The sequence below is a fragment of the Kutzneria chonburiensis genome, from assembly GCF_028622115.1.
Taxonomy (GTDB): Bacteria; Actinomycetota; Actinomycetes; order Mycobacteriales; family Pseudonocardiaceae; genus Kutzneria; species Kutzneria chonburiensis.
The window spans coordinates 2515761-2540716 of the sequence record NZ_CP097263.1; the positions used below are offsets into that span (position 1 = coordinate 2515761).

General features: G+C 71.0%; 21 protein-coding genes. 13 read left to right on the top strand and 8 right to left on the bottom strand.

Features of this window, described 5'->3' with window-relative positions:
- Positions 1–84: 84 nt before the first annotated feature.
- Both menC and M3Q35_RS11565 read right to left on the bottom strand, forming a co-directional pair.
- Positions 85–1197 (bottom strand): o-succinylbenzoate synthase, encoded by a 1113-nt coding sequence (menC, locus tag M3Q35_RS11560; protein WP_273941687.1) that lies wholly within the window; start codon positions 1195–1197, stop codon positions 85–87.
- Positions 1194–2045 (bottom strand): GNAT family N-acetyltransferase, encoded by an 852-nt coding sequence (locus tag M3Q35_RS11565; RefSeq protein ID WP_273941688.1) that lies wholly within the window; start codon positions 2043–2045, stop codon positions 1194–1196. The genes menC and M3Q35_RS11565 overlap by 4 nt, the downstream gene beginning before the upstream one ends.
- Before the next feature lie 171 nt (positions 2046–2216).
- On the opposite strand from M3Q35_RS11565, the gene M3Q35_RS11570 reads away from it, so the two are divergent.
- A complete protein-coding gene (locus M3Q35_RS11570; protein ID WP_273941689.1) occupies positions 2217–2429 on the top strand; it encodes a hypothetical protein in 213 nt (70 codons plus the stop codon).
- A gap of 72 nt (positions 2430–2501) precedes the next feature.
- Here the strand turns inward: M3Q35_RS11570 and M3Q35_RS11575 are convergent, their stop codons facing one another.
- The 4 genes from M3Q35_RS11575 to M3Q35_RS11590 all read right to left on the bottom strand — a co-directional run bounded on the left by M3Q35_RS11575 (position 2502) and on the right by M3Q35_RS11590 (position 7005).
- Entirely contained in the window at positions 2502–2702 is a 201-nt protein-coding gene (locus tag M3Q35_RS11575) for a ferredoxin (protein ID WP_379794091.1), read from the bottom strand.
- Entirely contained in the window at positions 2699–3943 is a 1245-nt protein-coding gene (locus M3Q35_RS11580) for a cytochrome P450 (protein ID WP_273941690.1), read from the bottom strand. The genes M3Q35_RS11575 and M3Q35_RS11580 overlap by 4 nt, the downstream gene beginning before the upstream one ends.
- A gap of 218 nt (positions 3944–4161) precedes the next feature.
- Positions 4162–4542: a cold-shock protein gene (locus tag M3Q35_RS11585; protein WP_273941691.1), complete on the bottom strand. Its 381-nt coding sequence runs from the start codon at positions 4540–4542 to the stop codon at positions 4162–4164.
- 27 nt (positions 4543–4569) lie between these two features.
- Positions 4570–7005, bottom strand: a complete 2436-nt coding sequence (locus M3Q35_RS11590) for a beta-glucosidase family protein (protein ID WP_273941692.1) — start codon at positions 7003–7005, stop codon at positions 4570–4572.
- 216 nt (positions 7006–7221) lie between these two features.
- Here M3Q35_RS11590 and M3Q35_RS11595 point away from each other — a divergent pair, with 216 nt between their 5' ends.
- Genes M3Q35_RS11595 through M3Q35_RS11610 form a run of 4 tightly spaced genes read left to right on the top strand, consistent with a single transcriptional unit; the run spans position 7222 to position 11941 of the window.
- Positions 7222–7401 carry a DUF6229 family protein gene (locus M3Q35_RS11595; protein ID WP_273941693.1) on the top strand — a complete coding sequence of 60 codons (180 nt, stop codon included), beginning with the start codon at positions 7222–7224 and terminating at the stop codon, positions 7399–7401.
- Between the two features lie 7 nt (positions 7402–7408).
- Positions 7409–9700, top strand: a complete 2292-nt coding sequence (locus M3Q35_RS11600; protein WP_273941694.1) for a type 2 lanthipeptide synthetase LanM family protein — start codon at positions 7409–7411, stop codon at positions 9698–9700.
- A gap of 17 nt (positions 9701–9717) precedes the next feature.
- The gene (locus M3Q35_RS11605) at positions 9718–10065 is read left to right on the top strand and encodes a lanthionine synthetase LanC family protein (protein ID WP_273944315.1); all 348 of its coding nucleotides are present in this window, start codon (positions 9718–9720) and stop codon (positions 10063–10065) included.
- The gene (locus M3Q35_RS11610) at positions 10058–11941 is read left to right on the top strand and encodes an ABC transporter ATP-binding protein (protein ID WP_273941695.1); all 1884 of its coding nucleotides are present in this window, start codon (positions 10058–10060) and stop codon (positions 11939–11941) included. The genes M3Q35_RS11605 and M3Q35_RS11610 overlap by 8 nt, the downstream gene beginning before the upstream one ends.
- Before the next feature lie 10 nt (positions 11942–11951).
- On the opposite strand, the gene M3Q35_RS11615 is transcribed toward M3Q35_RS11610, so the two are convergent.
- Positions 11952–14009 carry a hypothetical protein gene (locus M3Q35_RS11615; RefSeq protein WP_273941696.1) on the bottom strand — a complete coding sequence of 686 codons (2058 nt, stop codon included), beginning with the start codon at positions 14007–14009 and terminating at the stop codon, positions 11952–11954.
- Between the two features lie 437 nt (positions 14010–14446).
- On the opposite strand from M3Q35_RS11615, the gene M3Q35_RS11620 reads away from it, so the two are divergent.
- Both M3Q35_RS11620 and M3Q35_RS11625 read left to right on the top strand, forming a co-directional pair.
- Positions 14447–18232, top strand: coding sequence for a Pls/PosA family non-ribosomal peptide synthetase (locus M3Q35_RS11620; protein WP_273941697.1), 3786 nt, complete (start codon positions 14447–14449; stop codon positions 18230–18232).
- Positions 18229–19539: a M1 family metallopeptidase gene (locus M3Q35_RS11625; protein ID WP_273941698.1), complete on the top strand. Its 1311-nt coding sequence runs from the start codon at positions 18229–18231 to the stop codon at positions 19537–19539. The genes M3Q35_RS11620 and M3Q35_RS11625 overlap by 4 nt, the downstream gene beginning before the upstream one ends.
- 133 nt (positions 19540–19672) lie before the next feature.
- Here M3Q35_RS11625 and M3Q35_RS11630 read toward each other — a convergent pair whose 3' ends face one another.
- A complete protein-coding gene (locus M3Q35_RS11630) occupies positions 19673–20959 on the bottom strand; it encodes a phenylacetate--CoA ligase family protein (RefSeq protein ID WP_273941699.1) in 1287 nt (428 codons plus the stop codon).
- Positions 20960–21086: 127 nt separating this feature from the next.
- Between M3Q35_RS11630 and M3Q35_RS11635 the strand changes: the two genes are divergently transcribed.
- The 6 genes from M3Q35_RS11635 to M3Q35_RS11660 all read left to right on the top strand — a co-directional run bounded on the left by M3Q35_RS11635 (position 21087) and on the right by M3Q35_RS11660 (position 24955).
- Positions 21087–21599: an MOSC domain-containing protein gene (locus M3Q35_RS11635; RefSeq protein WP_273941701.1), complete on the top strand. Its 513-nt coding sequence runs from the start codon at positions 21087–21089 to the stop codon at positions 21597–21599.
- The gene (locus tag M3Q35_RS11640; protein ID WP_273941702.1) at positions 21596–22663 is read left to right on the top strand and encodes an NADH:flavin oxidoreductase/NADH oxidase; all 1068 of its coding nucleotides are present in this window, start codon (positions 21596–21598) and stop codon (positions 22661–22663) included. The genes M3Q35_RS11635 and M3Q35_RS11640 overlap by 4 nt, the downstream gene beginning before the upstream one ends.
- A gap of 30 nt (positions 22664–22693) precedes the next feature.
- Complete coding sequence (locus M3Q35_RS11645; RefSeq protein ID WP_273941703.1) at positions 22694–23623, top strand: serine/threonine-protein kinase; 930 nt, start codon at positions 22694–22696, stop codon at positions 23621–23623.
- 26 nt (positions 23624–23649) lie between these two features.
- The gene (locus tag M3Q35_RS11650) at positions 23650–24147 is read left to right on the top strand and encodes a hypothetical protein (RefSeq protein WP_273941704.1); all 498 of its coding nucleotides are present in this window, start codon (positions 23650–23652) and stop codon (positions 24145–24147) included.
- 134 nt (positions 24148–24281) lie between these two features.
- Positions 24282–24458: a hypothetical protein gene (locus M3Q35_RS11655; protein ID WP_273941705.1), complete on the top strand. Its 177-nt coding sequence runs from the start codon at positions 24282–24284 to the stop codon at positions 24456–24458.
- Positions 24434–24955 (top strand): nuclear transport factor 2 family protein, encoded by a 522-nt coding sequence (locus M3Q35_RS11660; protein ID WP_273941706.1) that lies wholly within the window; start codon positions 24434–24436, stop codon positions 24953–24955. Before M3Q35_RS11655 ends, M3Q35_RS11660 begins: the two co-directional genes overlap by 25 nt.
- Position 24956 lies beyond the last annotated feature (1 nt).

The following is a 24956-nucleotide window of genomic DNA, read 5'->3' on the forward strand; positions in this document are numbered from 1 at the left end:
AGGCGGAGAGACCCAGCACACACCGGTGTATACGTTTATGAATCCGCCGGGTCACCGGAGGTCTAGAACAATTAATGCATTCCTTCACCCGTTCGCCGGAAGCCACCGGGTGTCGGTCGTCAGTTCGTGCAGAATCTCGGGTACCGGGGTGATGCCGATTCCCGGCCCGGTCGGCACCCGGACGTGCCCGTTCTCGATTGTGAACGGCTCGGTGACGTCCCGGTGGAAGTAGCGGTCCGACGCCGAGGTGTCGCCCGGCAGGGTGAACCCGGGCAACGAGGCCAGCGCGAGGTTGGCCGCCCGCCCGACGCCGGTCTCCAACATGCCGCCGCACCACACCGGCACCCCGTGGGCCTGGCAGACGTCGTGCACGCGGCGAGACTCCAGATATCCGCCGACCCGCCCGGGCTTGATGTTGACGATGGCGCACGCGCCGAGGCTGATCGCGTCGGCCGCGACCTTGGCCGACGTGATCGACTCGTCCAGGCAGACCGGCGTGCGGATCTGCCGGGCCAGCCGGGCATGGCCGAGCAGGTCGTCCTCGGGCAGTGGCTGCTCGATGAGCAGCAGGTCGAACGGGTCGAGCTTGGCCAGCTGCCGCGCGTCGCCGACGGTGTAGGCGGTGTTGGCATCGACCTGCAACGGCACGTCGTCGCCGAAGCGCTCCCGCACGGCCCGGACCGGCTCGACGTCCCAGCCCGGCTCGATCTTCAGCTTGATCCGCACGTAACCCTGATCGAGGTAGCCGCCGACGGCGTCGAGCAGCTGCGGAACGGAATCCATGATGCCGACCGACACCCCGGAGGCCACCCGATCCACGGCGCCGCCCAGATAACGGGCCAGCGACAGGTCGAGCGACCGCAGTTCGGCGTCGAGAAAAGCCGTCTCCAGCGCGGCTTTGGCCATCTGGTGGCCGTGGAACCGTTGCATGGCCCGGGAAACGGCGTGAACGTCCGGATCGGACAGTGCGGCGATCTCCGGGAACAGCACGTGCTCGATCACATGCGCGGCCGCGTCCACGTACTCCGGCGAGTAGACCGGCGCGGTCATCGCCACGCACTCCGACCAGCCTTCGGCCCGATCGGTGACCAGCCGCAGCAGCAACAGATCGCGCGTGGTCTCGCTGCCGAACGACGTGCGGAACGTGCCGACCAGCGGCAGCGACGCCCAGCGCAGCTCGAGGCCCTCGATCTTCACGCGTCCTCCCCGCGGTCCAGCAGATAGCCGCCGTCACGGCTGAATCCGGTGATCACCGCGCCGTCGGCGAGCAGGCCGCCGAGCACGTCGCGCACGGCCAGCCGCCAGCGCAGCGCCGTCTCCGGCCGGGCCTTGCGCACGGCGTAGATGTCCGGCGGAATGCGGACTTCCACGTAGCGGCCCTTGATCTCACCCGGCACCGGCCGCTGGCTGTCGTCGATGTCCAACGCCACCAAGGCATCCGGCACACGCTCGACCGGATGACCGTCCAGGGCGCGGGCCACCGACGGGTCAGCGAGGTCCCACTCCAACAGGATGCGGTCGCTCTCGTCGCCGGCGTTCAGCTCGTCGGGCATGTCGCCGTAGAACGACTCCAGGTACACGTGGCAGCGCGCGCCCAGCTTGGCCAGATTGAAGTGTGCATTGCGGGACACCAGCGGGTCGAACGTCCAGTTGACCATGCGCAGGCCGTTGTCCAGCGCCCACGCCCGCTGATGCGTCTTCAACGCGAAACCGACGCCGCGAACCTGGCCGTCCGGGCGGACGCCGGTGATGTGCGAGTGCAGGCTCCTGGTGTCCGGCGGCCCGAAGAATCCCATGGTCGCGCCGACGATCGTGTCGCCGCGGTACGCCGCCGCGACGTAGCTGCCGATGTGCGACACGACCCGGAGAAGTTCCAGGGTGGCCGTGGGATTGGTCGGGTCCGGCCGCCACACGTCGTCCAGCAGCAGGCGGACCTCTTCGAGGTCCGGCAGCTCGTGCAGCACCCGCACGGTCACCCCGGCCTGCTCCGCTGCCGTCTCGGCTCTCGAGCGCGCCCGCTCCAGGACTTCCCCCGCCTCGATCATCCGTCATGCCTAGCACAGAAATCGCGGCCCGAGCAGGGCTGCGTCGCGATGGTCCACGCGGGTGACGGGTGTGCCACCGGCCGACGCGCCCGGGAGCGGTATCCGCGAGACCGGCGGCGGCCCGGGATGGGACAATGGCGGTATGGACAGACTGGTCCTGGAGGCCGCCTGGTGAGTGTATTAGGCATTCCCGATCCGGATGGCACCGTCGCCCCCTGCCCGGGCTGTGGCCACGCGACCGTGGTCGCGACCACCAGCACCGGCGCGGAGCGGCTGCACTGCGGGACGTACGAGCCCGTGTGCCGCCCGACCCGGCCCACCACCCGGGTGGCCCGCATGTTCGATCGCCTGACCAAGCTCGTCGGAGGTGACCCGCGTCACTAGTCGGTCGGAACCTCGGCCGATGCGGAACGAGACACGGCGCCGTCCATACCTGGACGGCGCCGTGTTTCGTGTTCAGCGCTCGATGAGCGAGATCACCGCGTTCGGGCACAGCGTCGCGGCCTCGCGCACCGCGGCGGTCTGCTCTTCACCCGGGTCAGCGTCCAGCAGCACGACCAGGCCGCTGTCGGCATCCTGGTCGAACACCGCAGGCGCGGTCATGGCGCAGACCCCGGAGGCGATGCAGAGGTCGGTGTCGGTCTCGACGTGGATCACGGCGTCTCCTCCCGAACCGGCAGCACGGCGTCGAACAGCACCGGCAGGTGGGCCGGCCCCGGCACGATGTTGTCCTGCCGCAGCGGGACTTCCGCCACCGGCACCGCGCAGCGCAGCGACGGCACGCGCCGCAGCACCGTCTCCAGCGCCACCCGAAGCTCCAGGCGGGCCAGCTGCTGGCCGACGCACGCGTGCGGGCCGCGGCCGAAGCTGAGGTGCGAATTGGGTGTACGGGCCAGGTCGAGCGTCTCCGGGTCCGGGAACACCGACTCGTCGTGGCCGGCGGCGCCGATGCCGGCGATCACGTAGTCGCCCGCCTTGATCTGGACGCCGCCCATCTCCGTGTCGGCCACGGCCTGGCGCAGGATGCCCACGTCGCCGGGCAGGAAGCGGACGAACTCGTCGACCGCGGTCGGCGCCAGCGACGGATCCGCGACCAGCCGGGCCATCTCGGCCGGGAACTCGAACAGAGTCAGCATGATGAAGGTCAGCATGCCGGCGGTGACGTCGAAGCCGGCCGAGATCAGCGCGAAGCCGATCGACTCCAGCTCGTCGTCGGTGAACGGCCGGTCGCCGGCCTCGCTGCGGGCGATGATGTGGCTGAGCGCGTCGTCGCCCGGGTTCTCCCGGCGGTCCACCAGCAGCTTGCGCACGTACGCCTTGAGCTTGTCGAACGCGGCAGTGGCGATCTCCGGGTCCATGGAGATGTCCAGCGCGGCGGCGGCCGAGTCGTGGAACAGCTGGCGGTCCGCGTACGGCACGTCCATCAGGTCGGCGATCACCGCCGTGGTCACGGGCTTGGAGAACAGCTCGTGGAAGTCGACCGGCTGCTCGGCGCCGGCGATGGCGTCCAGCGCCTCGTCGACGATGCGCTGCACCGACGGCCGTAACGCGTCCATCCGCTTGGCCGCGCCGATCTCGATGCCGAAGGCGCGGCGGAACCGCAGGTGCTCGGCGCCGTCCATCCGGTTGAAGTCACCGGGCTCCATCGGCTGCGGCGGCCACATCCGCGGCAGCATGTGGTTGATCGAGCCGGCGGCCGAGCTGAACCGGGTGGTGTCGCTGAGCACGTCCTTGACGTCCTCGTAGCGGTTGACCATCCAGGCGTCGATGCCGGCGGGCGTGCGCACCCGCGCCACGGGGCCGTTCAGGTCGGTGTCCTCGTGGCCGGGGGCAGCGGCGAACGGGCAGCCGCGGGCGCGGTCGGCAGCCCGCGCGGACAATTCGGTGTTGACAGACAAAGGCCCACTCCCCAATGTGTGGCATTTCCCCGGTACGCGTGACGTCGTCACGCAACCACCATCACGTTATCGGTGTTTACCGAAATTGCCAAGTATTCATGGGGAGAACGTTCGATCGACCGGGAACGGACGGCCATCGACCAGGCCGAATGGCGATCGGGCCGGTGATCGCGCCAGGGGACGGGACACGGGCGGCCGTGGCCGCCGCCCGTCGTCCGCTACAGCGAGATGCCGCGGGCCCTGGCCACGTCGGCCACGGTCTCGCGGATACGCACGATCTGCGCCCCGGTCAGGTCCGGGACCTCGACCAGCAGCGCCTCGGTCAGCTCGGCGCCGAACCCCGACACCGCGCCGCCACCACCCGAACCGCCCGAACCCCGCCCGCCGGACCGACCGGTCCGCCGCACGTCGACGGCCTTCAGGCCGCGGTCGCCCTCCTCGATCTGGAACTCGACCGTGGTGCCCGGCTTGAACACCGACTTGTCCTCACTGAGGTCGTTCGCGTGCACGAAAACGTCCTCGCTGCCGGAATCCGGCGCGATGAACCCGAAACCCCGCACGTCGTCGAACCGCAGCACCCGCCCTGTTGCCACACCCACCAACTCTCACCTCGCACAATCCAACCTTCAACCGGCTACTGTACCGTCGGGGAGATCAACGGTGAGTCGCCGGTCGGCCACCGAGCGTCCGACCTCGAGCCGGTGCCCGCCGGGTGCGTCCCGCCAGCCGCCCTCCCGCCACACCTGCCGTGACCGGCGCGGGACGGCGATGACCACGGTGGCCCGCTCGCCAGGGCCCGCGGTCACCGAGGCGAAACCGGCCAGCCAGCGCGCCGGACGCTCGGCATCGGGCCCGGCCGGTGCGAGATAGGTCTGCACGATCTCGCGACCGGCGCGAATGCCGGTATTGCGGACGACAACAGTGACCGTGCCGAGAATGTCGGGCTCGTCGGAAGCTTCGAATTCGGCGGATTCGTACGCCCAATCCGTGTAGCCGATTCCGTGACCGAACCAGTACGCCGGTTCGGTGTCGCCACGCTGCCAGGCTCGATAGCCGATGAATACGCCCTCGTCATAGCTCAGCACGCCGTCGGTCGGCGTCACGGTCAGCACCGGAGCATCCTCGGTGCGCCTGGGCCACGTCGTCGGCAGGCGGCCGCCGGGCTCGGCGACACCGGTCAGCACGTCGGCCAGCGCCGCCCCGGCCGCCTGGCCCGGAAACCAGGTCAGCAGCACTGCCGCCACGTCGTCCGCCCACGGCATCTCCACCGGCGACCCCGCGTTCACCACGACCACCGTGCGGGGATTGGCCGCTGCGACCCGGCGCACCAGCTCGTCCTGCGGCCCCGGCAGCGCCAACGTGGTGCGGTCGAAGCCTTCGCTCTCACTCTGGTCCGTCGTGCCGACCACGACCACCGCGACATCAGCGTCCTTCGCGGCGGCCACCGCCCGCTCGATCCGCCGCTCCGGGTCGGCCTCGGGGCCGCTGTGGCCCAGCGTCAGGGCGATCCAGACGTACTTGTTGATGCCGCGCTCCAGGCCCAGCGGCGTGAGCCGAAAGCTGACCTGGACCGGCCGCCCGGCTTCGAGATCGACGTCGAAGCGCCGTTCCCGCGGGTTGAGCACGGCCGTGAACGGGTCGTCGCCGGCCGGCATGTTCGACTCCTCGAACAGAACCGTGCCGGCAATCTCCAGGCGGGCCTGACCGAGTCCGATGAAGGCGAAGGTCTGCCGGCCGGTCTCGAACGGCGTGAACGTGCCGGCGATCTCCACCGTCCGCACCCGCTTGGGGTCCACTCCGGCCGGTGCCTCGCCGATCCACCGGATCGAGCCCTGGTCCAGCGGCCCGGACGCGACCTCAACACCGTCGCCGTCCAACGCGATCCAGCGGAGATCCGCGTTGTCCCCCAACGGAGGCAGCTGCGTGCGTGGGTCCGCGCCGAGCTCGTACACCACGTTCGGGAACACCTGGCGCAGACCGTCCAACGGCGAGATCACCTCTTGCGGGTACACCACCGCGCTGCCGCCGCCGAGGATCCGCGCGTCCTTCGCCGCCCCGCCGAGCAACGCCACCATTGGCGATTTGGTGGCGTCCAGCGGGAGCAAATCCACTGTGTTGTGCAGCAACACGAACGACCTGACCGCCACTTCACGGGCCAGCGACCCGCCGTCGATCGGCTCCGGCAGCGTCGTCACTGCCGGCTCGACGCCGTCCAGAATGCCCACCCTGGCCGCCAACAGCAGAACCCGACGGACCATCGCATCCACCACCTGCTCCGGCACCCGCCCGTCCCGGACGGCCTGCGCCAGATCCCGGCCGAAGGGCGTGATCGGACCGGGCATCGCCACGTCAAGGCCACCTTTCGCGGCCCGCTCGGTGTGCCTGGTCGCCGTCCAGTCCGAGACGATGAAGCCGTCGAAACCCCACTCGTCACGCAGGATCCCGTTCTGTAGCGGACCATGCTCGGTCATCGTCGCCCCGTTGACCGAGTTGTACGCCGCCATCACGCCCCACGGCCGCGCCTGCTTGACGATGATCTCGAACGGCGCCAGGTACAGCTCGCGCAGCGTCCGTTCATCAGCGTGAACGTCCACCGTGTACCGCTGCGTCTCGGAGTCGTTGGCCACGAAGTGTTTCACCGTCGTCGCCACACCCCCGTCCTGCACGCCGCTGACATAGCCCGCGCCGACGAGACCGGTCAGCAGCGGATCCTCCGAGTAGCACTCGAAATGCCGACCGCCCAACGGGGTCCGGTGCAGGTTCACGGTGGGCGCCAGCAGCACGTGCACGCCCTTGCGGCGGGCCTCCTGCGCCAACAGCCGGCCGACCTGCCGGGCCAGCTCCGGATCCCAGCACGCGGCCAGCGCCGTCGGGCTGGGCAGCGCCACCGACGGGTCGTCAGGCGTCTGCCGCGTGCCGCGGACACCGATCGGCCCATCCGACATCACCAGCGAGGCCAGGCCGATCCCCGGCGCCGCCGGCAGCGACCAGCGGTCCTGCCCGGCCAGCAACGCCGCCTTGGTGTCCAGATCCAGCCGTTCGACCAGCTTGTCGAGATCCATAGGCCCCACCCTGCCAGAACCGTGCCCCGGCCTGGAACAGCGCGAAACGCGGGCCGACCTGCCCGGTCACTCCTTGCCGGCGGCCGGCGGCTACCGGCCGCGCACCCTGCCCTTCACTCCGAAGGCAGCGTGCCCCTCCCACACTCGGCGCTGACACCGGCGAAAACACTGGAGTTAACGTGAATTTGCTCAGTACCCGACCGAAAGGGGACATCGATGTCGCCGACAGATCTGGTGGCACAGTGGCGGACGGTGGCGCATGCGTCGGACAACCCGGCGGGCCCGCTGTACGTGAGCGAGCACGCGGAATCCGAGGTGGCCAACCGCATCCCGCCGGACACGCTGCACGGCTGCGGCACGGCCTGCACCGGTTCGCGCACCCGGCAATGCTGCTGAGCCCGCGATGACCGAGGCCGGCGATTTCGACGATTGTCTTGGCTGCCTGGTCGAGCCGGCACTGGCCGACCTGGATACCGGGCTGCGCGGCATCGCCGGCCTCACCCGCGCCGAAGCGAAGGCGGTGCACGACGGGGCCGCCGCGGCGCTGCTGGAAACGGTGCGCCGCAAGGTGACCCGCACCCTGGTGTTGGAGTTGAACGCGGCGCGCGTGACCGGCCGGTTGACCGGCGCGGACCCGGCGGCGCGCTGGAGCGAGTTCCTCGAACTGGCCGCACGGCGCGAGTTCTGGGACTCGCTAACCGAGCACTACCCGACGCTGCTGGCGCGCGTCGATGCGATCGTAGCAAACCGCTGCGCCGCCGCGCTGGAGCTGGCGACCCGGTTCGCTGCCGACCGCGATCCCGCCCTTGGTGAGCTCCGCGAGGTCACGTTCGGGGCCGGCGACAGCCACCGCCACGGGCGGACCGTCGCGATCGTCCGGTGTGCCAACGGAAACACCGTCTACAAGCCGCGGCCGGTCGAGGTCGACCGAGCGCTGTCCTCCTTTCTGTCCACTCTGGACGTCCAGATCCGGGTACCGGACGTTGTCGTCCGCGACGGCTACGGCTGGGCCGAGTTCGTCACCCACCGGCATTGCGCCGACGACGGCGAGCTACGGGACTTCTATCGCGGTATCGGCCACTGGCTCGCAATCTCCCGGCTGGTCGGCGGCAGCGACCTGCATGCCGAGAATCTGATTGCCTGCGGCCCAGTGCCGATCGTCGTCGACTGCGAGACGCTGTTCACGCCGTCCCAACCGATCGAGCCCTCCCGCGGCGGCATCGCCGTCGACAAGGCCCGCGACCTGGTGGCCAACTCCGTGCTGCGCACCGGTTTGCTGCCCGGTCGTGGCATGGCGCTTGGCTGGCGTGGCGTGGACATGTCGGCCACCGGCTCGCTGCCCGATCAGCAGCCGGTCACTGAGTTGCCGGTGGTTCTCGGCGTCGGCACGGACACCGCGCACGTGGGCAAAGCCGTGGCGGAGATTCCGTTGGCCGGCAACCATCCCAGCCCGGAGCCGGTGCTGGCGCGGTACTGGCCGCAGGTACTGGCCGGCTTCGACGAACTGACCGGCCGGCTAACGGCACTGGACCGTGACGGCCGGCTGGCAGCGCTGCTGGAGCCGTTCCAAACGTGCGAGATCCGGATCGTCAAGCGCGCCACCGAACAGTACGCGGAAATCGGCCGCATGCTCTGGCACCCGGTCTCCCTGCACGGTCCGGAACAGGCGATCGAACGTGCGGCGAAGGTCCTGGAGTCGCCCGAGATCGACGATCTGCTGACCGGCGACATCCCCTTCTACCCCGCCGTTCCCGGCTCGGTCGGCGTCGGGGAGGCGCTGGACCGCTGGCGGCGTGGTGACGTCGAGGTGGAACGGCAGGTGATCCGGGCGGCGCTGGTCAGCGCGTACCTCAACGACGGTTGGATGCCGGACGAGAAGCCCATGCGCCCCACCGTGATCCGCACCGACGACCTCGACCGGCGTCGCCGCCGGCTCGCCGCGGAGTTGATGCAACGCCTGGTGCGGGCGGCGATCCGCGGCGCGGACGGGACGGCGACGTGGATCGCGCCGGTGCTGAGCGACACGGGGTGGACCGTCCGGCCGCTCAGCCAGGACGTGTACGGCGGTTCAGCCGGCGTCGCGATGGTGCTGGCCGGCTATCAGCACGAGGTGGCGGCCGACCGTGCCGATCCCGTACCGGGCGTCGACTCCCTGCTGGCCGATACCCGGCGCTCGTTCGACGGTGTCACCGCGGACATGACGCAGTGGCGCAAGGATCATCCCGACCATCGGCCGCCGCAGGTCGGCGCCTATCTGGGCCTCGGCGGGCTGCTGTGGTTCCAGGGCTCGGCCGGAGCCGCCGACCTCGCCGCCGCGGTCGCCGCCGACCAGCAGTACGACGTGCTCATGGGCATGGCCGGCGCGATCGTGCCGCTGCTCGGTCTCGGCCGAGTCGACGAAGCCCGCGACATCGGCGACCGGCTGGTCGACGCCGCACAGGTCGTCGACGGCAAGGCCCACTGGGCGTCGATCCGCTGGCCCGCCGGGCTCGGCGGCTTCGCCCACGGCTCGACCGGCATCAGCTGGGCGCTGGACCGGCTGGCGTTGGTCACCGGCGACGACCGCTACGCGGCGGTCGCCGAGGCGGCGCAGCGGTACGAGGAATCCCTCTACAAGATCGACCGCAATGGCTGGCTTGACAACCGCGAAAAGACCGAATCGGCACCGCTTGGTGCCATGGAGCTGCGGGAATAGGCATCGCCGCGGCCGACCTGTGGCACCGCACCGAGCACCCCCAGCACCTCGACGTGCTGCGTCGGAGCGCGCAGTCCATGTGGCCGGATAGTTTCGGCTGGAACCACACGTTGTGTCACGGCGACCTTGGCTGTTGGGAGGTGGTGAAGGAGGCACTTGACGCCGGCGTCGGTCCGGCCGGGTTGTGCAGACGCGAGTTGGACGCCCACGTGATCGGTGGGCTGGAGGAGTTCGGGGCGATTTCCGGGCTGGCACGGGACGCCTTCTCCCCCGGCCTGCTCCCGGGCCTGGGCGGAGTGGCGTATCAACTGCTGCGGATGCACCCCGCGTCGGACCTGCCGTCGGTTTTGTTGCCCCATGCTTGAGCAGGAGCTGGAGTCCCCGTACTGGCGGTTGGACGACGCCCGGGACACCGGACTGGGACTGTGGCAGCTGGTACGGAGGCTGCCCGGGACCGTTCGGCCCGTGCTGGGCATCATCCGCGCCGCCGCGCCCGGGTCCGCACTCACCGTGCTCTTCCTGCAGCTGGCGTCCGGCGTCGCCGCGGCCACCGGCCTGTTGGAAGCTGGTGACACGCTCCAGCACCTGCTCAGCGGTGGGGTGCTCGCCGCCGTGGGACCGGTGCTGCTGCTGGCGTCCGTATATGCGATCAAGGGCGCCCTGGACACCGGCGTGGCACTGGCCCACGCGCGGATCGGCCCGGCGGTGCACCGGGCGGCCGAGCAGCGGCTGATCGCCGCCGCACTGGCCGTGGAGCTGGTCGCCTACGACGACGACCGGTTCTACGACCGGCTGCACCGCGCCCGCGACCAGGGGCTGGACCATCTCGATCGGGCCAGCGACAACCTGGTCGAGCTGGTGGGCGCCGGTGTCGGCGTGGTCGCGGCCGGGGTCAGCCTGGCCGTGATGAACCCGGCGCTGCTGCCGGTGCTGGTGCTGGGACTGCTGCCGCAGGCATGGGCCGTGCTGCGGTCGGCGCGGCTGGGCTACCTGGGCTCCGCACGGACCGTGAGCCTGCTGCGTCGACTGTGGATGGTCAGCGGTCTGGCGACCGAGCGGGTTTCCGCCGCGGAGTTGCGGGCCTGCCAGGCCGCGCCGTTCGTGCTCGGCGAGTACCGCACGCTCGCCGAGGCGTACCGCGATCAACGCACGCGGGTCGCCGTGGCACAGGCACGAGTCGGCGCGGTCGGCCGCGCCCTGGCCGGCGTCGGCGTTGCCGTCACCTATGGGGCGCTGCTGCTGATGCTGGATGCCCAGTGGCTGCCGCTGGCCGTCGCCGGCGCGGCCGTGGTCGCCATCCGGTCGGCCACCGCCGCGCTGACCCGGCTGGTGCTCGCCGCCAACCAGGTGTTCGAGCAGTCCCTGTACATCGCCGACTACCTCGCCTTCCTCACCGACGCCGACACCCGCCTCCGCCCGGCCGGCACCCTCGCCGCACCCGCAGCGCCGGAGACGATCACCTTGCACGGAGTGGGCTTCGCCTACCCCGGCAGTGACCCATGCCTGCACGACGTCGACATGGTGATCCGGCGGGGCCAGACCGTCGCCCTCGTCGGCGAGAACGGGTCCGGCAAGACCACCTTGGCCAAGCTCATCGCCGGTCTCTACCAGCCGTCCACCGGCTCCATCGACTGGGACGGCACCGATGCCGCCCTCCTGTCCCCCGACTCGACCGCCGACCGCGTCGTCCTCGTTCCCCAGGACGCCGTGCGGTGGCCCCACACCGCCCGCGCCAACGTCCGCATCGGCCGGCACGACCTCTCCGACCCCGACGACCTGCTCCTGCGCTCCGCCGCTTCCCTGGCCCGGGCCGACGAGGTCGTCGACGACCTCCCCCATGGCTGGGACACCGTGCTGTCCAAGTACTTCCGTGGCGGCCGGGAGCTCTCCGGCGGGCAGTGGCAACGCCTCGCCGTCGCTCGCGGCATCTTCCGCGACTCCCCCGTCCTCGTCTGCGACGAGCCCACGGCTCCCCTCGACGCTCGCGCCGAGTTCGCCGTCTACGAATCCCTCCGCTCCCTGGCCACCGGCCGCACCGTCGTCCTCATCACCCACCGCCTCGCCAGCGTCCGCCACGCCGACTGGATCTACGTGCTGCACAAGGGAAAAGTCGTCGAGCAGGGCACCCACCCCCAACTACTCGCCGCCGGCGGCCGCTACGCCGAGCTCTATTCCCTTCAGGCCCGGGCCTACGCCTCCGAGCAGGACGCCGTTGTGCACGACGAACAAGCACAACGCTGATCCACGGCAGTCATTCGGAGGCTGTGCGGTCCTCGGCTCGTCGAAGTGCGCGAACCCAGCCGGCCACGACCGTCCACCATGGCCGTCCTTCGAGCAGCCGGCACAGTCGGAACAGCCGGCGGATCCTGCGTCGGTGGCGCGGGTGGTGCTCGGTCAGCCGACGCATCGCCAGCCGACGGCTGCCGCCGTCCAGCACCATGTCCATCAGCCCGAGCAGGCGCTCACGGGCCTTCGGGTCGTAGTGCGCGGACAGCGCCGCCTCCAACATCAGCTGCAACGCCCTGGCGCCGAATATCTCGTCCCGCAACACGTGCCAGAACAACGCCACGAGCAGGCGCCGCACGGTCGGCCGGTCCTGCTCGGTCGCCGGCGGAAACCAGAAGTCCGGATCGGGGTCGATGCCGGCCAGCGCCCAGCCGACCGACAGGGCGATCGTGCGCAGTCCCTCGGTGCGGTCGGCCTCGTACACCCAGCGGCACATCGCCTGCAACACGGTGACCTGGTTGTTCGGCCGCCGAAACTGCTCCCGCACGGCCCAGACCACCCAGTTCTGCTGGTGCCGGCTCTCGGTGCAGCCGATCCGCTTCAGCTGCGTGATGGCGTTCACCGGGTCCCTGGTGCCGTATGGGAAGCCGTACACCATGGCGGCGGTCGTCTTGCGCCACACGCCGGACCGCTGCTCGATCCAGCGGCCGAGAGTCTCGTCGACCAGTTCGCGACAGCCGTGCTCAGTGGCCAGCTCCGACAGCGTCATCGCGGCGAACATCCTCTTGCCCACCGAGGGCCGGCCGGCAAAGTCCCGTACGTAGCTGAGCGGATCGCTCGCCGGAACGGCTCGTACCACTGTGCACAGTGCCGTGACGCCCTTCGCGAATGCCGTGTCCGCCAACCAGTCGGCCAGCAACGGCTGGAGCGCGGGGTACTGCACCCAGGCGTGGCAGAGCAACGCGTGCGCCCAGTCGTGCCGGGTGAATCGGACGGTCTCCTCGGACAGTCCCGGATACAGCGCATGGTCCCGCAGCTCCACCTTCGCGCCGATGGTGGCCAGCAGCTCATCGCGCGAGAACCGGAAAACCCGACGTGGCTTGGGTTTCTTGTCCGCCGGCAACTCGGCCTCGCGGATCGCCTGCTCCAACCGTTCCGCCTCGGCGAACACCCGGTCCGAGGCAAGGTCTTCCAGCACCGCGACGGCCACCATCGCCACGTACTCGGTCAGCCAGCGCCCGGTGTCGAACCACCGGCCGACCGCACCGGACAGCTTCTCGTTGAACTCGTCGATCGCCTCGTTCTCGCCGAGTTCGCCGGCCGCCTGCCGAATGGCCAACTCGGCCGCCCGCACCGCCTCGCGTGGCAGCGTGCCGGGCCGCAGCACCGGGCCGAACGTCTCGTCAAGCACGCGTAGCTGCTTGTCCATCTCCGGGCCGCGTTCCGCGCGCACGCAGGCACGCGCGACCGCCATCGGAGCCGGCGCGCCCAGCCGTACGACCTGATCCATCAGGGCGTGCGGGACCTCCCTCGGATGGTGCACCAACACCACGAGCCAGCCACCCGCTTCCTTGACGGCGGCACGGACATCGTTGAACTGGAATTCGTCGAACGACTGGCGAGCCGGCCAGACGTAGCCGTATCCGCGTTTCAGGCCCTTGGCCCGTTCCCGGTTGAGGTAGCGGGGCGGGTTCAGCTGGGCCACGTCGGTCGCGCCGACCTCCTGGAGCAGGCGGACCGCGGCGATGAACCACCCGGTCCCGTCGCCGTCGACCAGTACCACACCGTGCCGCCGAAGCCGCCGTTCCGCTTCCACGATCCCGGGCCGCTCGATGAAGAACTCACCCGCGGCCGCCAGCTCCTCAGGGGTGGGACGACCGGACACGAGGTCCGGCTCGGCCGGGCCGGCTGGGGCATGGAGGTGCTGGTGGTCGTGGTGATGCTGCTCGACGCCGCCGTTCACGGTGCCGGCCTGGACCACCGATCGCTGCTCGCCGGTCGCTTCGTTGGTCGTTGTCGTGCTCTCCGGAACGGTTCTGGTCGGGATGAACTTCTCGTCGCGCGGATCCACCGGTTCGGCCATGCGCCCACCCCCGTCGGTTCGTTCGATGGCGGAGAGTGTGGGCTCACGGCCGGCGGCGGTCTCCCCGAAAATCGGGACTCCGCCCGGCCCGGTCGACGGGGCGGCCGGCGGGTGGGACGGGTTCCGCGGCGCACCAACCGGTTCACCCGATCCGGTGACGACATCGCCGGGTGTACGTAGCCGCGGAGAAGTCCTTGGTGTGCCAGGGAAATCTCGCCGTACGTGCGGCATTGCCGGACAACGCAAGGAGTGTGTGACGGCCCCGACAGCGACATGGAGGTCATCCGCGGGTAAAGTACAACGTCGGCCCGCGACGGTGAACAAGATCGCTGAGCGTCCACTGTGGACGAAGCTAACCGGTGCGCCGGGCTACCGGCACCTCGGAGAGGCTTGAATTGACGGCGGTTCAGGATCCGCGCGTTCTCGTTGAGAACGCGGTGTTCACGACGCGGGGCGAGGCCCCGGCCCGGACGTTGCTGGACGTGGTGGGCGAGACGGCGAGGCAGCATCCCGCGGCGGCCGCGGTGGACGACGGCGAGACGACGCTGTCCTACCGGGCGCTGGCCACGGAGGTGGACCGGCTGCGAGGGACGCTGGCGGGCCACGGCATCGGTGTGGGCGACCGAGTGGGCGTCCGGGCGCCGTCGGGCACGGTGGACCTGTACGTGAGCATCCTGGCGGTGCTGGCGGCGGGTGCGGCGTACGTCCCGGTGGACTTCGAGGACCCGCAGGAGCGGGCAGACCTCGTCTTCGGCGAGGCCGACGTGTGCGCGGTGATCGGCGCGGGGCGCGAGATCACGCTGACCGGCACGCCGCTGGGGGTGCTGGGCACGCCGGGCCTCGACGACGACGCGTGGATCATCTTCACGTCCGGCTCGACGGGCAAGCCGAAGGGCGTGGCGGTCTCGCACCGCGCGGCGGCGGCCTTCGTGGACGCCGAGGCGGAGCTGTTCCTGGTCGACGAGCCGATCGGCCCCGGCGACCGGGTGCTGGCCGGCCTGTCGGTGGCCTTCGACGCCTCCTGCGAGGAGATGTGGCTGGCCTGGCGGCACGGCGCGTGCCTGGTGCCGGCCCCGCGAGCCCTGGTGCGCACGGGTGTCGACCTAGGCCCCTGGCTGGTCGAGCGAGAGATCACCATCGTCTCCACGGTGCCGACGCTGGCGGCGCTGTGGCCGGCGGAGGCGCTGGACGAGGTGCGCCTGCTCATCTTCGGCGGCGAGGCGTGCCCGCCGGAGCTGGCCGAGCGGGTGGCGGTCGAGGGCCGCGAGGTCTGGAACACGTACGGCCCGACCGAGGCCACGGTGGTGGCCTGCGCGGCGCAGCTGACGGGCGAGGGCCCGGTGCGCATCGGCCTGCCGCTGGACGGCTGGGAGCTGGCGGTCGTCGACCAGCGGGGTGAGCTGGTCCCGATGGGCGAGCAGGGCGAGCTGGTCATCGGCGGCGTCGGCCTGGCCCGCTACCTGGACCACGCCAAGGACGCGGAGAAGTACGCGCCGCTGCCGGCGATGGGCTGGGACCGCGCCTACCGCAGCGGTGACCTGGTCCGCGCGGAGCCGGAGGGCCTGCTGTTCGTCGGACGGGCGGACGAGCAGGTCAAGCTGGGCGGCCGCCGGATCGAACTGGGCGAGGTGGACGCTGCCCTACAGGCGCTGCCGGGCGTTGCCGGCGCAGCGGCGGCGGTCCGCAACGGCACGCTGCTGGTGGGCTACGTAGTGCCGACGACCGACTTCGACCGTGAGGCGGCGCTGGAGCGCCTGCGCGCGGCACTGCCGGCGGCCCTGGTGCCGCTGCTGGCTGAGGTGGAGACGCTGCCCACGCGCACGTCGGGCAAGGTCGACCGCAACGCCCTGCCCTGGCCGCTGCCGCACAGCACGGACACGAGCAAGCTGGCCGGCACGCAGGCGTGGCTGGCCGAGCAGTGGGGCGAGGTGCTGGGCGTGGCCCCGGCCGAGCCCGACGCGGACTTCTTCGCCAGCGGCGGCAGCAGCCTGGCCGCGGCCCGACTGGTCGGCCTGATCCGGGCCAAGTACCCGAGCGGCTCGGTCAGCGACATCTACCAGTTCCCGACGCTGCGGGCGATGGCCTCGCGCCTGGACGAGTTCGACGCGAAGGCGCTCAAGGCCCGTACGGTAGCGCCGACGCCGCGCAAGGCACAGGTCAAGCAGCTGCTGTGGATGCTGCCGCTGACGCTGCTGGTCGGCCTGCGGTGGTCGGTGGCGGCCGCCGCCGGCAGCACGCTGCTGAACCTGATGGGCGCCGCCTGGGCGCCGACGCTGCCGTGGTGGGCGATCGCGCTGGCCTGGCTGGTGCTGTTCCACCCGGCCGGCCGGGTGGCCATCGCCGCCGGCAGTGCACGGCTGCTGCTGCGCAAGGTGAAGCCCGGCCGCTACCCCCGCGGCGGAAAGATGCACCTGCGGCTGTGGGCGGCCGAGCAGCTGGCTGCGGCGACCGGCGCGACCAACCTGACCGGCGCCTGGCTGGCCCGCTATGCCCGCGCGCTGGGTGTGAAGATCGCCGACGGCGTGGACCTGCACTCGCTGCCGCCCGTGACCGGCCTGCTCAAGCTGGGCAAGGGCAGTGCTGTCGAGCCCGAGGTGGACCTGTCGGGCCACTGGCTGGACGGCGACATCCTGCACATCGGCAAGATCCGCATCGGCGCCGGCGCGACGGTCGGGGCCCGCAGCACGCTGTTCCCGGGGGCCCGGATCGGCAAGCGCGCGGAGATCGCCCCCGGCTCCGGCGTCACCGGCTCCGTCCCGGCTGCTCAGCGCTGGTCCGGCGTGCCAGCCGTGCGTGACGGCAAGGCCGAGCACCGCTGGCCCAACAGCCGCCCGCCGCGCCGCCGGATCTGGGGCTTCGCCTACGGCGCGGCCACGCTGGCGCTCGGCCTGCTGCCGGTTGCCGCAGCCCTGCCCGGCCTGGCGATCGTCGCGCTGTTCCTGCACGACACGCCCACGCTCGGCTCGGCCCTGCTTGCCGTGCCGGCGGCGACCGTGGCCGCCCTGGTGACGTACGCGCTGCTGGTGCTGGTCGGCGTGCGGCTGTGCTCGATCGGCCTGCGCGCCGGCTACCACCCGGTGTTCGGCCGGGTCGCCTGGCAGGCGTGGACCACCGAGCGGCTGATGAACATGGCCCGCACCACGCTGTTCCCGTTGTACGCCAGCCTGTTCACGCCGGTGTGGCTGCGGGCGCTGGGCATGCGGGTCGGTCGCCGGGTGGAGGCGTCCACGGTGCTGGCGCTGCCGTCCATGACCACGGTCGGCGACGGCGCGTTCCTGGCCGACGACACCATGGTCGGCAGCTACGAGCTGGGCGGTGGCTGGCTGCGCATCGCCAACGCGCGCATCGGCAAGCGGGCCTTCCTCGGCAACTCAGGCATGACCGCGCCGGGCCGGGCGGTGCCCAAGCGCGGCCTGGTCGGCGTGCTCTCGTCCACGCCGAAGGGCGCCAAGGCCGGCAGCTCCTACCTGGGCATGCCTCCGATCAAGCTGCCGCGGGCCGTCGAGGACGGCGACCAGAGCCGAACCTTCGACCCGCCGACCAAGCTGGTCGTGGCTCGCGGCCTGGTGGAGATCTGCCGGGTGCTCCCGGTCATGGCATCGGTGGCGCTGGCCGTGCTGGCGCTGTTCGGCATCGCCGGTATCGCCAGCGCGCTCGGCTTCGCCGTCGCGGCCCTGCTCAGCGGCCTGGTCCTGGCCCTGTGCGGCGTCGTCGCGGCGACGGTGGCGCTGGCCGCGAAGTGGCTGCTGGTCGGCCGGTTCAAGGCGGTCGAGCATCCGCTGTGGAGCTCGTTCGTCTGGCGCAACGAGTTGGCCGACACGTTCGTCGAGGTGCTGGCGGTGCCGTGGCTGGCCGGCTCGGTCGCCGGCACGCCGGTGATGAACGTGTGGCTGCGCGGCCTCGGGGCCCGTATCGGCCGTGGCGCCTGGGTCGAGACATACTGGTTGCCGGAGGCCGACCTGGTCAGTGTCGGCGCGGGCGCGACCGTGAACCGGGGGTGCGTGGTGCAGACCCACCTGTTCCATGATCGAATCATGCGCATGGACGAGGTGACGTTGGCCGCGGGCGCGACGCTCGGCCCGCACGGCATCGTGCTGCCGGGGGCGACCATCGGCGCGGGGACCACGGTCGGGCCGGCCTCGCTGGTGATGCGGGGCGAGAGCGTGCCGGCCAACACCCGCTGGCTGGGCAACCCGATCTCCGCGTGGAGCAAGCGCGGGTGAGGGGCACGATCGGCGCGGACCGGTCCGCCGACTCGTACCTGCCCCAGCACGGCAACGGGGGTTACCGGGTCACGCACTACGACCTGGAGCTGGACTACAAGCCGGGTCCCGGCCGTCTCGGCGGCCGGGCCCGGCTGGCCGCGCAGGCCCGGGCCGACCTGGCCCAGTTCAGCCTGGACCTGCACGGACTGCGGGTCGAACGGGTGCTGGTCAACGGCAAGCCGGCCAAGTACAGCCATCGCGGCGACAAGCTGCGGATCACGCCGGCCCGGCCGGTCATGGTCGGGGCGGCGTTCACCGTCGAGGTGCGCTACGTCGGCACGCCCCGGCCGGTGCGCAGCCCGCACTGGGGCGAGATCGGCTGGGAGCAGCTGGAGGACGGCGCGCTGGTGGCCAGCCAGCCGATCGGCGCCCCCTCCTGGTTCCCGTGCAACGACCAGCCCGGCGAGAAGGCCACGTACCGGATCGCGGTGACCACGCCGTCGCCGTACACCGTGGTGGCCAACGGGTCCCTGGTGTCGCGGCGGGTCGGCGGCAGCAGCACCACGTGGGAGTTCGAGCAGCTCGCGCCCATGTCGACGTACCTGGCCACCGTGCAGATCGGCCTGTACGCCGAGGTCGAGGTGTCGGCCGGGCAGCGGGCGGCCGTGCCACCGCGGCTGGTCGGCGTGTTCGGGCACGACTTCGGCCGGCAGCCGGAGATCATGGCGGCCTTCGTGAACCTGTTCGGCGCCTACCCGTTCACCGAGTACCACGTGGTGGTGGCCGACGAGGACCTGGACGTGCCGGTGGAGGCGCAGGGGCTGTCCATCTTCGGTGCCAACCACGTCGACGGGCACCGGGGCAGCGAGCACCTGGTCGCGCACGAGCTGGCCCACCAGTGGTTCGGCAACAGCCTGACCATTGCCGACTGGCGGCACATCTGGCTGAACGAGGGCTTCGCCACCTACGCCGAGTGGCTGTGGTCGGAGTCCTCCGGCGGTCTGTCGGCGGCCGTGCTGGCCGCCCGGTCGCACGCCGAGCTGACCCGTCAGCGTCAGGACATCCGCGTCGGCGACCCGGGCGTGCGGCGCATGTTCGACGACCGCGTCTACCAGCGTGGGGCGGTCACCCTGCATGCCCTTCGGGCACGGATCGGCGACGACGCGTTCTTCGCCGTGTTACGGGAGTGGACCGAGAAGCACCGGCACTCGACCGTGACCACGGACAAGTTCATCGCGGTGGCGCAGGAGCACTCGATCAAGCCGCTGGACCGGTTCTTCCGGTCCTGGCTGCAGGACACGGCGCTGCCCCGCAGCGTCGAGTGAGCCGGGGCCGGGAGCGTTCCCGGCCCCGGCTCACCGCCGGACTCAGCTCGCGTCGGCGTTGGCCTCGGCCGAGTCGATCTCGTCGATCATCTTGGTCCAGTCCTCGATGGACATCCGTCCCCTCCTTCCCTGGTCAGTTCTCCAGCAGGTTCACGAAGTTCAGGTGCTTGCCGGCACCGGACTCCGCGAACTCCTCGGCCCGGGCGCGGCGTAGCCGCACGGGCAGCCGGTGGTGCAGCGCGGCGTTGGCGGCCTCGGCCGCCCGGCGAAGGTCATCGTCGGTGCACCCGGCGGCGGGCAGCACGAGCACGGTGAGCTCGGTGGTGTCGGCCTGCACCACCTGGAGCCGCTCCAACGGGACCCGGTCGAGCAGCTTGACCAGCCGCAGCACGTCGATGCTGGATCCGTCGGGCAGCGTGATCGCGCCGTACTGCCGACCGGCGATGAGCCGCAACACCTTCTGGTCCCGCCCGCACGGGCAGCGTTGCGACGACAGGGCGCCGACGTCGCCGGTGTTGTAGCGGATGAACGGCATCACGGTGTTGAACAGATTGGTCACGACGATGTCGCCCTCGACGCCGTCGGCCACCGGCCGGCCGTCGGCGTCGACGATCTCGACCCACAGCCGCTCGCCTTCGATGTGGTACGAGCCGAATTCCGGGCACTGGGCGGCGATGGTGCCGGCCTCGTTGGTCCCGTAGCAGTCGCGGACGGGGGCCTGGAAGTGGTCCTCGATCGCCACTCGGCCGCCGTCGGTGAGCTGTTCACCGAAGGTCTGCACGATCAGCGGCCTCAGGCCGGGCGCCAGGTCCCGCAGGGCCAGCGCCCGTGAGGGATGGGTGAAGATCGCGTCGGGGGCGAACTCGCGGCAGCGGCGGGCGATCGCGGCTTCGTCGGTCACGAGCCCGAATTCGGCGAACCGCAGGAAGCCCGCGGAGGGCAGGGTGTATTCGAACCAGTCGTCGGACTCGGACTTGAAGGGGCGCAGCATCTTCCGGTCCAGCGGCAGCCCGTAGTCCAACGCCCGGCGCAGGGCCAGCGCGTTCACGTGCACGAAGTGCTCGGAGTTGTGCACGATCTTCAGCGGCACGCCGGTCGTGCCGGAGGTGACCACCGACGCGCAGTCCTTGGGCTCGATGTCCTCGGCGAAATGGCCGCGGTAGTCGTCCCGGATCCGCTGCTTGGTCACGATCGGCAGCCGGGCCAACGTCTCGAACGGATCATCGGCCAGCTCCAGGCCATGGGCCCGCATCACCGGCACTGTCCGCAGCACGCAGCCGAGCAACGCCGACAACCGCTCACGTTGCAGGTCACGCAACGAACCGGTGCGGGCGCCGTAGTCCAGAAACGCCTGGTACGTACGGCCGAACAGCCTCCCGTGCCGCACGGCATCGACCGCCAGCGCCTCACGCCGTCCCATGCAACGGCCTCCCCTCCGTCGCATCCGACCCTAATCGATCAACCCGGATCCCCGGGGAAGAGTCACGCTCATGAAATTCCCTCGCCGACTCCGGGCCACCACCGGGCTTTCCCCTAGAATCGAGGTCGTGAGCCGGCACGAGGTGGAGATCATCGCACTGCACGTGTCGCCCGAGCACGCCCTCGAAGGCCGGCCCGCCGACGGTCCGCGCCCGGATCCCGTTCCGGTGCAGCGAGATCATGTGGAAGTCCGAGCGGGACTCGGGCTGGTCGGCGACCGCTACTTCAACCACCGTGCGCACCGCAACGCCGCCGTCACGATCTTCGCGGTGGAGTCGTTGGAGGCGCTGCATCTCGACCCGCCGCCGGACCCGCATGCCGTGCGCCGCAACATCGTGCTGCGCGGCTTTCCCGTGGACGAGCTGGTGGGCCGGCACTTCACACTGAACGGAATCCGGTTCGAAGGCCACCGCCCGGCCAGTCCGTGTGCGTGGATGGATGTCGTGGTCGCCCCGGGCGCGTTTCGCGGCCTGCGCGGGCATGGCGGTGTCCGTTGTGTGCCGTTGGACGACGGCGTGCTCCGCCTCGGCCCGGCCGTGTTGGAAACATCGGCGGCGGAGTCGGTGTTGGCGCAGGCATGAGCACACTCCTCTCGCCGTTCACGGTGCGCGGCATGACCGCCCGCAACCGGATCTGGGTGTCGCCGATGTGCCAGTACTCGGCCGTCGACGGCGTGCCCAACGACTGGCACTTCATGCATCTCTGCCAGTTCGCGGCCGGCGGCGCCGGCCTGGTGATGTCCGAGGCGGCGGCAGTGTCGCCGGAGGGCCGGATCAGTCCGCGTGACGCCGGCATCTGGAACGACGAGCAGGTGGCGGCGTGGCGGCGAATCGTCGACTTCATTCACGGCCAGGGCGCCAAGGCCGCCATCCAGCTCGGGCACGCCGGCCGCAAGGCGTCCACGCAGCCGCCGTGGCTCGGCCGCGCCACTGTGCCGGCGGCCGAGGGCGGCTGGCAGTCTGTCGCACCGAGCGCGGTGGCGTTCGGCGACTACGCGACGCCCCGTGAGCTCACCGAGGCGGAGATTCAGGGCGTGGTGGCCGCTTTCGCCGCCGGTGCCCGGCGTGCGCTGGACGCCGGAGTGGACGCCATCGAGATCCACGCCGCCCACGGCTATCTGATCCACGAGTTCTCGTCGCCGCTGTCCAATCTCCGTACCGACGGCTACGGCGGCGATTTCGACGGCCGGGTCCGGTTCATGCTGGAGGTGGCGACGGCCGTCCGGGCCGAGATCGGCGACGAGGTGCCGCTGTTCACCCGGCTGTCCGCGACCGACTGGGCCGACGGTGGTTGGACCGGCGACGACACCGTGCGACTGGCCCGCTTGCTGGCTGATCACGGCGTCGACCTGGTCGACGTGTCCTCGGGCGGCCTCACCCCGGCCCAGCGGATCCCACTCGGCCCCGGCTACCAGGTGCCGTTCGCGCAGCGCGTCAGGGCCGAGGCCAAGGTGCCGACCGGGGCCGTCGGACTGATCACCGAGCCGCAGCAGGCCGAGCAGATCGTCGCCACCGGCGCCGCCGACGTCGTCTTCCTGGCCCGGGCTCTGCTGCGCGACCCGCACTGGCCGCTCAACGCCGCCCGGGTGCTCGGCGGCGACATCGAGTGGCCGGTCCAGTACGTCCGGGCGCGGCTGGAAAGATAGACCGCATCCGCGACGTCAATAGTGGGAGGAATGGCTGTGGCCACCGAGGGTGACCTCATCGCCGAGCGCTACAAGCTGGTCAGGAAGGTCGGCAGTGGCGCGATGGGCACCGTCTGGCAGGCCCGTGACCAGCTGCTGCGGCGGGACGTCGCGGTCAAGGAGCTGCTCGTCCGCACCGGCATGACCGAGCTGCAGACCGACGAGGCCCGCAACCGGGCCATGCGGGAGGCGCGGCTGGCCGCCCGGCTGCACCACCCCAACGTCATCTCCATCTACGACGTGGTGGAGTACGAGGGCCGGCCGTGCCTGATCATGGAGTACCTGCCCTCGCAGAGCCTGGCCGACCTCATCGCTGAGAACGGTGTGCTGCCGGTCGGCACCGTGGCCCGCATCGGCACCCAGATCGCCTCCGCGCTGGCCGCCGCGCACACCGCCGGCATCGTGCACCGTGACGTCAAGCCGGCCAACGTGCTGCTGACCGGCGACAATGTGGCCAAGCTGACCGACTTCGGCATCTCTCGGGCCGACGGCGACGCCACCGTCACGGCTGCCGGCTTACTCGCCGGCACTCCCGCCTACCTGCCGCCCGAGGTCGCCCAGGGCCACGACTCCGTCTTCGCCAGCGACGTCTACGCCCTCGGGGCCATGCTCTACGCCGCCGTCGAGGGTCATCCGCCGTTCGGCACCGACGACAACGCCGTCGCCCTGCTGCACCGCATCGCCACCGAGGAAGTCCCGCCGCCCGAGCACGCCGTGCCGCTCACCGCCACGCTCGTGTGGATGCTGCGCCGGGACCCCAAGCACCGGCCCGAGGCCAAGGAGGTCCAGGACGCCCTCGGCGCCCTGGCCGAGTCCATGCCGGCTGAGATGCCCGCACCCGCTCCCGTGCCGGTCGAGGAGGCACCCCGGTCGCCGCCGCCGAGGGTCCCGACCGGCGCAAGGTCGTCGCCATCGCGCTGATCGTCGGCGCGGTCGTCATCGCCATCGTGGTGACGGTCTACGCCCTCAACCAGCCGCAGCCCTCATCCACCGCCGGCAGTCCGTCCACCACCCCGTCGCACACCACGACCGCCTCCAGCACCACCACGACGCCGGCTCCCACCAGCACCACCACCGGCACGACGACTACGACCAGCACCACCACGACCACGTCCGCCGCCCCACCGCCGGCGGACGTCAGCAGCCAGCTCACCGCTTTCATCACCGACTACTACAAGCTGATGCCCAACGATCTTCAGGACGGCTGGGGCCACCTCACCGCCGCCTACCAGTCGGGCACGGCCGGCGGCTTCGCCGGGTACCAGCAGTTCTGGAGCCAGTTCTCCGGCATCGACCTCAGCGGCATCACTGCCACCCCGCCCGGCACCGTCGTCGCCACGCTCACGTACCACTACAAGAACGGCGGCACTCGGGTCGAGCGCACCACCTTCGGCCTCGTCCAGCAGGACGGCGCCTGGAAGATCGCGTCCTCGGTGGTCGGCTGAGCGGTTCGGGAATGCCCGAGCGGGTGGCCAGGCGGAATGACCCGCATGGCCCAGCGGTCGGCGAGGCGGCAACAGTTCTGCCGAGATACCCGGATTTCGCCTGGTAAACTACGGTTTCCGGTACCGTCGCGCTGGTGTGGACGCCACGCCGGGATCCCAAGCAGGAGCCCGAGGCCACGGACGCTCTCGGCCGCCTGGACGAACCCGCGCCGGACGAGATGCCCATGCCGGTCGAGGACGAGCCCTCGACCGCCGCCTCCCCCGCCGCAAGCTCGTCGCTGTCGCCGTGCGCATCGGCGCGGTCGCCGTAGCCGTCGGGGTCACCGTCTACGCCCTCAACCAGCCGCAACCCTCGGTCACCGCCCGCGCTTCATCGCCCACGGCCAAGTCGACCACCGCCGCCCCCACCACCACTGCCGCTCCCACCACCACCGACGAGCAATCGCCGGACGAGGACACGGACGACCCGGCGCCCTCGGACGATCCGATCGTCGCCACGATCACCGCGTACTTCAACTTCCTGCCCGGTGACCCCGACGCCGCCTGGGCCCTCCTCACCACCGACGCGCAGGCCAGTCTGGAGCGCTACGACGACGCCCACGCCCGGTATCGACAGGGCTGGGACCAGTACTCCTCCATCCACATCACCCACGTCACCCACGTGAACGCCGACAGCACTTCCGCCACCGTCATGTACGACTCCCAGTACAAGGACGGCAGGCCCGGTGGTACCAATCTTTATAGCTACACGGTGGCCAAGGAAGACGGCCAGTGGAAGATCGCCAGCTGGATGATGATCGGCGGCTGAG